Origin of the sequence: Ensifer sp. SSB1 (assembly GCF_016652895.1) — a bacterium.
GTDB lineage: Bacteria > Pseudomonadota > Alphaproteobacteria > Rhizobiales > Rhizobiaceae > Ensifer.
On the sequence record NZ_JAEPRP010000235.1, the window covers coordinates 1 to 8,848 of the forward strand.

At 61.1% G+C, this 8,848-nt stretch carries 8 protein-coding genes; 7 read left to right on the forward strand and 1 reads right to left on the reverse strand.

Annotated elements, in window-relative coordinates; translation table 11 throughout:
- Positions 1-2 precede the first annotated feature (2 nt).
- Complete coding sequence (locus tag I8N66_RS33925) at positions 3-671, forward strand: response regulator transcription factor (RefSeq protein ID WP_291163887.1); 669 nt, start codon at positions 3-5, stop codon at positions 669-671.
- A 4-nt stretch (positions 672-675) separates the two neighbouring features.
- Positions 676-1,992 (forward strand): ATP-binding protein, encoded by a 1,317-nt coding sequence (locus tag I8N66_RS33930; RefSeq protein WP_291163890.1) that lies wholly within the window; start codon positions 676-678, stop codon positions 1,990-1,992.
- Positions 1,993-2,027: 35 nt separating this feature from the next.
- On the opposite strand, the gene I8N66_RS33935 is transcribed toward I8N66_RS33930, so the two are convergent.
- Positions 2,028-3,353 carry an MFS transporter gene (locus I8N66_RS33935; protein ID WP_113540667.1) on the reverse strand — a complete coding sequence of 442 codons (1,326 nt, stop codon included), beginning with the start codon at positions 3,351-3,353 and terminating at the stop codon, positions 2,028-2,030.
- A 327-nt stretch (positions 3,354-3,680) separates the two neighbouring features.
- Between I8N66_RS33935 and cyoA the strand changes: the two genes are divergently transcribed.
- From cyoA to I8N66_RS33960, 5 genes are all read left to right on the forward strand, one after another.
- Positions 3,681-4,763, forward strand: coding sequence for a ubiquinol oxidase subunit II (gene cyoA / locus I8N66_RS33940; protein ID WP_291163895.1), 1,083 nt, complete (start codon positions 3,681-3,683; stop codon positions 4,761-4,763).
- A gap of 80 nt (positions 4,764-4,843) precedes the next feature.
- Positions 4,844-6,847, forward strand: coding sequence for a cytochrome o ubiquinol oxidase subunit I (gene cyoB / locus I8N66_RS33945; RefSeq protein ID WP_291163898.1), 2,004 nt, complete (start codon positions 4,844-4,846; stop codon positions 6,845-6,847).
- A gap of 4 nt (positions 6,848-6,851) precedes the next feature.
- The gene (gene cyoC / locus I8N66_RS33950) at positions 6,852-7,472 is read left to right on the forward strand and encodes a cytochrome o ubiquinol oxidase subunit III (protein ID WP_291163901.1); all 621 of its coding nucleotides are present in this window, start codon (positions 6,852-6,854) and stop codon (positions 7,470-7,472) included.
- Positions 7,469-7,870 carry a cytochrome o ubiquinol oxidase subunit IV gene (gene cyoD / locus I8N66_RS33955; RefSeq protein ID WP_113540671.1) on the forward strand — a complete coding sequence of 134 codons (402 nt, stop codon included), beginning with the start codon at positions 7,469-7,471 and terminating at the stop codon, positions 7,868-7,870. The genes cyoC and cyoD overlap by 4 nt, the downstream gene beginning before the upstream one ends.
- A gap of 85 nt (positions 7,871-7,955) precedes the next feature.
- Positions 7,956-8,645, forward strand: coding sequence for an SURF1 family protein (locus I8N66_RS33960; RefSeq protein WP_291163905.1), 690 nt, complete (start codon positions 7,956-7,958; stop codon positions 8,643-8,645).
- Positions 8,646-8,848: the final 203 nt, after the last annotated feature.

Genomic DNA, 8,848 nt, shown 5'->3' on the forward strand with positions numbered 1-8,848 from the left:
ACGTGTCCGGTGATATCTGGAGAGTCCTACTAGTCGAAGACGACCAGGTTCTGGGGGAGGCGCTACGCGATCACGTCGCGGCGGCTGGCCACGCAGTCGATTGGTTTACGCGCATAGTCGACGCCATGGCGGCGACGGAGACGGTCCTCTACGGCCTGATACTGCTTGACCTCCGGCTACCTGACGGCTCGGGGCTATCGCTGCTGCGGGCTCTTCGGAAGCGGGACGACGGCACGCCGGTCATCATCTTGACGGCGCATGACCAGATCTCCGATCGCATCGAAGGCTTGAACAGCGGGGCGGACGACTATCTGGTCAAGCCATTCGACCTCGGCGAGTTGAGTGCCCGCATGCTGGCCGTTTCCAGGCGGTATGTCGGCAATGCGACGCCAAAGGTCAGACTTCCCGGCATCGAGATTGATCAGGTGCACCGCAAGGTGCTGGTCGAAGGAGAAAGCCAGAGCCTCAGCGCAAGGGAATGGGCCGTGCTCGACAAACTCGTCGCCCGTCCGGGTGCGCTCGTATCGAAGGAGCAACTCCACGATGCGCTCTACGCTTTTGGCGCTGAAATCGAGAGCAATACGGTCGAGGTCTATATTAGCCGCCTGCGCAAGAAGATCGGCTCCGATCGGATAGAGACCGTGCGGGGCCTTGGTTATAGCATCAGGTGAGCGGATGTCGCGTGTCGCAAGCATGACCCGCAGACTGACCATCGCGCTGACGAGCGTCGTTGCCATCTTCTGGTGCGTCGCGCTTGGCCTTGGCGTCTATGTCATGCAGGACGAATTCACCGAGATCTTCGACAGCGGCGTCCAGGAGACTGCCGAGCGCCTGCTGCAGATCGTGGTCGACGACATCGCCCGCGACCGTAACGACGGCCCGCCCACCGTTGCCGTCATCGCGCCGACGCTGAACTCACAATATCTGATCTATCAGGTCCGCGATCGAGGCGGCAGGGTTCTGTTTGAAGACGGAGCACCGGAGCCCTTCGCGGTTCCGCTCGAAGTCGGTTTCTCGCAGACGGCAACGCACCGGATCTACACGGCAGGAACGACCGATGGTTCCCTCTTCGTCCAGGTGGCCGACGCCTTCGAGCATCGCACCGAAGCGCTCTTCGAGGGCGGCACAGCGCTGCTCTTGCCGTTGGTCGTGCTGATCCCAACCAGCATTATCGCCATCATTCTTGTCGCTCGCCGCGCACTGGCACCGGTCGAGCAGTTGCGCGAAGAAATCCTCACCAAGGACAGCGGCAACTTGGCTCCGCTTGATGAAGGCGCGCTACCGAGAGAACTGCGCGCGATCGCCCGTTCGGTCAACCTTCTGCTGACGCGCCTAAAGGCGGCACTCGAAGCGGAACGCGAATTCACTTCCAACAGCGCCCATGAACTGAGGACGCCGATCGCGGGTGCGCTGGCGCAAACACAACGGCTGGCGAGTGAAGTGCCCCCCGCCTTTCGCCAGCGAACCAGCCAGATCGAGCGCGCACTGCTTCATCTCGGTCGATTGGCCGAAAAGCTGTTGCAGATGTCGCGGGCCGAAGCCGGGATCGCCATATCCGACGAAAGCACCGACCTTTTGCCGGTTCTGGATCTCGTCCTTGAGGACATGGAACGCTCGGCACTTGGTGCCAGCCGCCTGAAGGTCCATGTCGCGGAAGGCGCCGATCTTGTCCGTCCGATCCCCGCCGATGCCTTTGCGATCGTGCTCCGCAATCTTCTGGAAAACGCCCTAATCCACAGCCCATCCGGCAGCCCCGTCAGGATCAACGTTGATGCCCGTGGTGTGGGTGTCACCAACGACAGTGCCATCATCGACGCGGAGACCCTGGCTGGCCTGACCAAGCGCTTCAGTCGTGGGCCGACGGAAGCTTCCGGCTCCGGCCTCGGCCTTGCAATCGTGCAGCGGTTGGTGGAACAGATGCATGGACGATTGCTGATCGCATCGCCCGCCCCGGGAACGGATCGGGGCTTTCACGTCGAGGTCCGCCTCTGAAGAGGTCGGCAGGGCGTCGCCGCCCCGCCGTCTCCTTACTGCTGATCGAGGGCTCGGGTCAGGCTGAGCGCGGCGATCGTGCAGATCGCACCGGAAATCAGGTAACCGCCGATGAAGATGATGCCGAAGCTGCTGGCAAGCCCGAGCGCCACGAGCGGCGCGAAGGCAGCACCGACGAGCCAGGCGAGATCGGATGTCAGTGCAGCACCCGTGTAGCGATAGTACTGGGTGAAGCGCGAAGACACGGCACCAGAGGACTGGCCGAAGGAAAGCCCGAGGATGGCAAATCCGATCAGGATATAGGCGTCCTGACCTTTGCCGCCGGCATCGAGCAGGAAGGGAGCCGAGAAGCTGAAGATCGCGATCAGGATCGCACCAATCATCAGCTGGTTGCGGCGGCCGACGCGGTCGGCGATCACGCCTGACAGCACGATGCCGATGGCACCGAGGGCGGCGCCCGCGACCTGGACCCACAGGAATTCAGCGGCCGACTGGCCACCGTTGAGCGTCACCCAGCTCAAGGGGAAGATCGTCACGAGGTGGAACATCGCAAAGCTGGCGAGCGGCACGAAGGCGCCGAGCACGACGTCGATGCTATGCTTGCTCAGCATCTCGAAGATCGGCCGCGCCTCGAGCTCCTTGGCTTCCATGGCAGCGCCGAATTCCTTGCTGGCAACGATGCGCAGGCGCGCGAAAAGCGCCACGACGTTGATCGCGAAGGCGACGAAGAAGGGATAGCGCCAGCCCCAGGCGAGGAAATCCTCCTGTGAGAGATTGCTGACGAAGTAGCCGAAGAGGATGCTTGCAAGCGCAAAGCCGATCGGCGCACCGAGCTGCGGGATCATTGCGTACCAGCCGCGATGATTCTGCGGCGCATTGAGGTTCAGCAGCGACGCAAGGCCATCCCAGGCCCCGCCCAGCGCAAAGCCCTGTCCCAGTCGGAAGAGCGCAAGGAGCGCCACCGCCCAGTAGCCGATCGTGTCGTAGCCCGGCAGGAAGGCGATGGACGCGGTGGAGCCGCCGAGGATGACGAGTGCAATCGTCAGCTTCGTGCCGCGTCCGTAGTTGCGGTCGACCCACATGAATACGAAGGACCCGACGGGACGGGCGAGGAAGGCGAGGGGAAACAGCGCGAAGGACATAAGCGTCGCGGTGACCGCATTGGGCGCGAACGGGAAGATCAGCTTCGGGAAAACCAGAATCGAGCCGAGGCCATAGACGAAGAAATCGAAGAACTCGGAGGTTCGCCCAATGACCACGCCGATGGCGATACTTCCCGGGGACAGAGGCTTGTCGTCCTCATGGATGCGACGTGCATCCCGTTCGAGTCCAGACGATGTGGGATGAGTGACCGAAACCATGAACTTCTCCGACGAACGTGCGTCTTGTCGTTAGAGTGTTGACCAATTGGCGTCTGATATCAAGAATGCCGTGCACGTACATGCGCACATGCCCCATTCGAGTTCGTGCCTAACGGTCGCCTGAACAGCCGGCATCGAACCGACATTAAGCCATTGCGCCCGTACAGACGCGCATAGAGCGATACGGCCGTCACTGCACTGCGGCAAAATGCTGCGCTGCGACGATGGACCTCACTTCCATGCGCGACCATGCCCGAGTAATGCCGACTAGACAAAACGCAAGTTGAGGCCGCAATGCCGAAGCCATTCAGTTTAGCCGGACGATCGATGGTCGCCGTCCTGTTGCTCTCCGTTCTCTCGGGATGCAACATGGTGGTCATGTCGCCCTCCGGCGATATTGCCGCGCAGCAGAGGGATCTGATCGTCATTTCGACGGTCCTGATGCTGGTGATCATCGTCCCCGTCATTTTCCTGACGCTCTTCTTCGCCTGGCGCTATCGCCAGTCGAACACCGCTGCCAAGTACGATCCGGAATGGCACCATTCCACCGGTCTCGAAGTCATCATCTGGTCGGCGCCGCTCGCCATCATCATCGCACTCGGCGCGATTACTTGGGTAAGCACGCACAAGCTCGACCCCTATCGGCCGCTCGACCGCATCGATGCGGCGCGGCCGGTAACCGATGAGATGAAGCCGATCACCGTCGAGGTCGTAGCCCTCGACTGGAAATGGCTGTTCTTCTATCCGGACTACGGCATCGCCACGGTCAACGAGATGGCAGCACCAGTCGATGTGCCGATCAACTTCAAGATCACGGCATCCTCGGTGATGAATTCCTTCTACGTCCCGGCGCTTGCCGGCATGATCTACGCCATGCCCGGCATGCAGACCAAGCTGCACGCCGTCATCAACAAGGCCGGCGAGTACGAGGGCCTTTCGTCCAACTATAGCGGCGACGGCTTCTCGCACATGCGCTTCAAGTTCCACGGTGTGGACCAGGCGGGCTTCGACCAGTGGGTCGCCCGCGTGAAGCAAAACGGCACGATGCTCAACCGCGACGCCTACCTGAAGCTCGAAAAGCCGAGCGTCAAGGAACCGGTGCGTTACTTCGCCTCCGTCGAAGACGGTCTTTATGACGCCGTGCTCAACATGTGCGTTCGGGAAGGGCAGATGTGCATGAAGGACATGATGCACATCGACATGATGGGTGGCGCCGGCGTTGAAAGCCACGAGAACCGCGCCAAGCTCGAGCACGACAACCGCCATGCGGGCGGCGTGGTCGAAGCGGCAGCACCGGGTGTAACGGCTCCGGAAGCCGGCAACGCCGCCGGTGGCGAACAGCCGGCCGCGGGCAGCGATCAGCCGTCGGCGGCCGAACCGATGAACCACGACATGCACAAGACGCACTAGGAATTTCGCGCGCTCGCCGGCCCTGATCCAGCGAGCGCCAAGGTCCTTTGGGCCGCAATTCGAGACATATTGGAAGACCCATGTTTGGTGACACCAGCCTCACGCAATTCATCTTCGGGCGGCTTACGTTAGAAGCGATCCCCTATCACGAGCCGATCCTCGTCGCGACCTTCGCAGCGGTGGCCGTCGGCGGCATCGCCATTCTCGCCCTGATCACGAAGTACAAGCTCTGGGGCTATCTCTGGCACGAGTGGTTCACGTCGGTCGATCACAAGAAGATCGGCATCATGTACATCATCCTGGCAATCGTCATGCTTTTGCGTGGCTTTGCCGATGCGATCATGATGCGCATACAGCAAGCGATCGCCTTCAACGGCAACGAGGGCTATCTCAACCCGCATCACTACGACCAAATCTTCACAGCCCACGGGGTGATCATGATCTTCTTCGTGGCGATGCCCTTCGTCACTGGTTTCATGAACTATGTCGTGCCGTTGCAAATTGGCGCGCGCGACGTCTCGTTCCCGTTCCTCAACAATTTCTCGTTCTGGATGACGACGGGCGGTGCGGTCATCATCATGATGTCGCTGTTCGTCGGTGAGTTCGCACGGACCGGCTGGCTCGCCTATCCGCCACTTTCTGGCGCGGATTACAGTCCGGGCGTCGGCGTCGACTATTACATCTGGGGACTTCAGGTGGCCGGCGTCGGCACGACGCTATCAGGCATCAACCTGATCGCGACCATCGTGAAGATGCGCGCACCCGGCATGACCTTCATGAAGATGCCGGTCTTCACCTGGACCTCGCTTTGCACCAACATCCTGATCGTGGCGACCTTCCCGATCCTGACGGCAACACTCGCCCTTCTTTCGCTCGACCGCTACCTCGGCATGAACTTCTTCACCAATGACCTTGGTGGCAATCCGATGATGTACATCAACCTCATCTGGATCTGGGGTCACCCGGAGGTCTACATCCTCGTACTGCCGGCCTTCGGCATCTTCTCCGAGGTGGTGGCGACCTTCTGCGGCAAGCGCCTCTTCGGCTACACGTCGATGGTCTATGCCACCTGCGTGATCATGATCCTGTCCTACCTCGTGTGGTTGCACCACTTCTTCACCATGGGTTCGGGTGCATCGGTCAATGCCTTCTTCGGGATCACCACGATGATCATCTCGATCCCGACGGGCGCCAAGATGTTCAACTGGCTCTTCACCATGTATCGCGGCCGCATCCGCTATGAGCTGCCGATGCTCTGGACTATTGGCTTCATGGTCACCTTCGTCATCGGTGGCATGACCGGCGTCATGCTGGCGATCCCGCCGGCCGACTTCGTGCTGCACAACTCGCTGTTCCTGATCGCCCACTTCCACAACGTCATCATCGGAGGGGTGTTGTTCGGGCTGATGGCAGGCTTGGTCTACTGGTGGCCGAAGGCGTTCGGCTACAAGCTTGATCCGTTCTGGGGCAAGATGAGCTTCTGGTTCTGGCAGATCGGCTTCTTCTTCGCCTTCATGCCGCTCTACGTGCTCGGCCTCATGGGCGTCACCCGCCGCGTCAGCCAGTTCGAAGATCCGTCGCTGCAGATCTGGTTCATCATCGCCGCCTTCGGCGCAGTCCTGATCGCAATCGGCATCGCGTCCTTCATCATCCAACTGGTCGTCAGCTTCCTCAGGCGCGATCAGTTGCGGGAGACCTCAGGCGATGCCTGGGATGGCCGCACGCTCGAATGGTCGACCTCGTCGCCGCCGCCGGACTACAACTTCGCGTTCACCCCAGTCGTCCACGACCACGACAGCTGGTACGACATGAAGAACCGAGGTTACGAGCGCCCGCTCGAAGGCTTCAAGCCGATCCATATGCCGAAGAACACCGGCACGGGCGTCATCCTCTCGGGCATCAGCGTCATGCTCGCCTTCGCGCTCATCTGGTACATCTGGTGGCTGGCGGCCGTGTCCTTCGTCGCCCTCATCGCCGTCGCGATCGGTCACACGTTCAACTATCAGCGTGATTTCTTCATCCCCGCCGAAACCGTTGCGGCGACCGAGGATGCGCGCTCCAAGCTGCTCACGGAACGGATGTGAGACAATGAGCCAAACCCAAGTCCAAGAAAACGAAAAGCCGCAGTTCTACCTGACGGAAGAGCATCACCCGGAACACAGCACCATGCTGGGTTTCTGGCTCTACCTGATGAGCGACTGCCTGATCTTCGCCGTGCTCTTTGCAACGCATGGCGTTGTCGGCCGCAACTACGCGGCGGGACCGTCGCCGGCGGATCTCTTCGACCTCGGCCTCGTCGCCTTCAACACGGCGATGCTGCTTCTCTCCTCCATCACCTACGGCTTTGCGATGCTCCAGATGGAGCGCAACGCCAAGATGGAGACGCTGTTCTGGCTCGGCGTCACCGGCGTGTTCGGCGCGATCTTCCTTGCGGTCGAACTCTATGAGTTCTACCACCTGCTTCTCGAAGGTGCCGGCCCGACACGCTCGGCCTTCCTGTCGTCGTTCTTCACGCTGGTCGGCACGCACGGGCTGCACGTCACCTTCGGCATCATCTGGCTGATCACGCTGATGGTGCAGGTCAGCAAGCACGGGCTGATCCCGGAAAACCGCCGTCGCCTGATGTGCCTGTCGATGTTCTGGCACTTCCTCGACGTCATCTGGATCGGCGTCTTCTCCTTCGTCTATCTCCTGGGAGTTCTCGGATGAGTGCACATTCCGACCACGAAAGCGCGTTCGAACCGCATCACGCGCACAGCCATCACGGCGACGCCGCCGGCCACGGTTCGTTCAAGAGCTACATGACGGGCTTCATCCTCTCGGTGATCCTGACGGCCATCCCGTTCTGGCTGGTCATGGGTGGCGTGCTGGACAGCAAGATCTTGACCGCCGTCATTGTCATGGGCATCGGCGTCGTCCAGATCGTCGTGCACGTGATCTACTTCCTGCACATGAATGCGCGCTCCGAAGGAGGCTGGACGTTGATGGCGCTGATCTTCACGATCATCATCGTCGGCATCGCACTCGCGGGCTCTCTCTGGGTCATGCATCACCTCAACACCAACATGATGCCGATGACCCACGAGATGATGAAGAACATGCCCTGACGACGGGTCAGGGCAGGTGGATACCACGATGACCACCGACGATAAGGTGAAGGGGAGGGACCGCGTATCCTCCCGCGCCCGTCTGATGATGACGGGCGCCCTGCTGTTCCTCGTAGCGGTGTTCCTGGCGCTCGGCACCTGGCAGGTCCAGCGGCTCTCCTGGAAGCTTGATCTCATTGCCCGTGTCGAGGCGCGCATTAATGCGCCCGCCGTGCCGGCACCAGCGCGATCTGACTGGGGTACCGTCACACGGGAGAAGGACGAATACCGTCGCGTCACCACAACCGGAACCTTCAGTCATGGCAAGGCCACGCTAGTGCAGGCGGTGACGGAGTTTGGCGCCGGGTTCTGGGTTCTGACGCCAATGCGCCTGGAAGACGGTTCGACCGTGCTGATCAATCGCGGCTTTGTGCCCGTCGATCGCCGCAATGCTGCCGAACGCGCTGAAGGTGAGACCGACGGAGCCACCACGGTAACAGGGCTACTCCGCGTCACCGAACCTGGCGGCGCCTTCCTGCGCTCCAATGATCCGGCAAACGACCGTTGGTTCTCGCGCGACGTCGCCGCGATTTCTGCGGCGAAGGGCCTGCATGATGTCGCACCCTACTTCATCGATGCGGATGCGGCACCCAATCCCGGCGGCCTGCCGGTCGGCGGACTTACGGTCGTTCGTTTTCGCAACAGCCATCTGGTCTACGCGCTGACCTGGTTCGCTTTGGCGGCGATGAGCATGGCGGGCGCATATCTCGTCTACCGCCACCGAAACAAGACTTAACGCCGGGGCGCAGGCGTCCTTTCCAATCCCGTATGAGCGGCGGCGCCTCAACGAGGAGTGGACGGTCACCGATCCATTTCAGCAGTACTTCAAAACGAAACAGGGCACTCGACCCTTTCGGGGAGCGCCCTGTTCCAACCCGGAAAGCTTCGATCGCGTGCCAGCGGCACATCGAGCGAAACCCTCGAAACGGGTGATGGCCC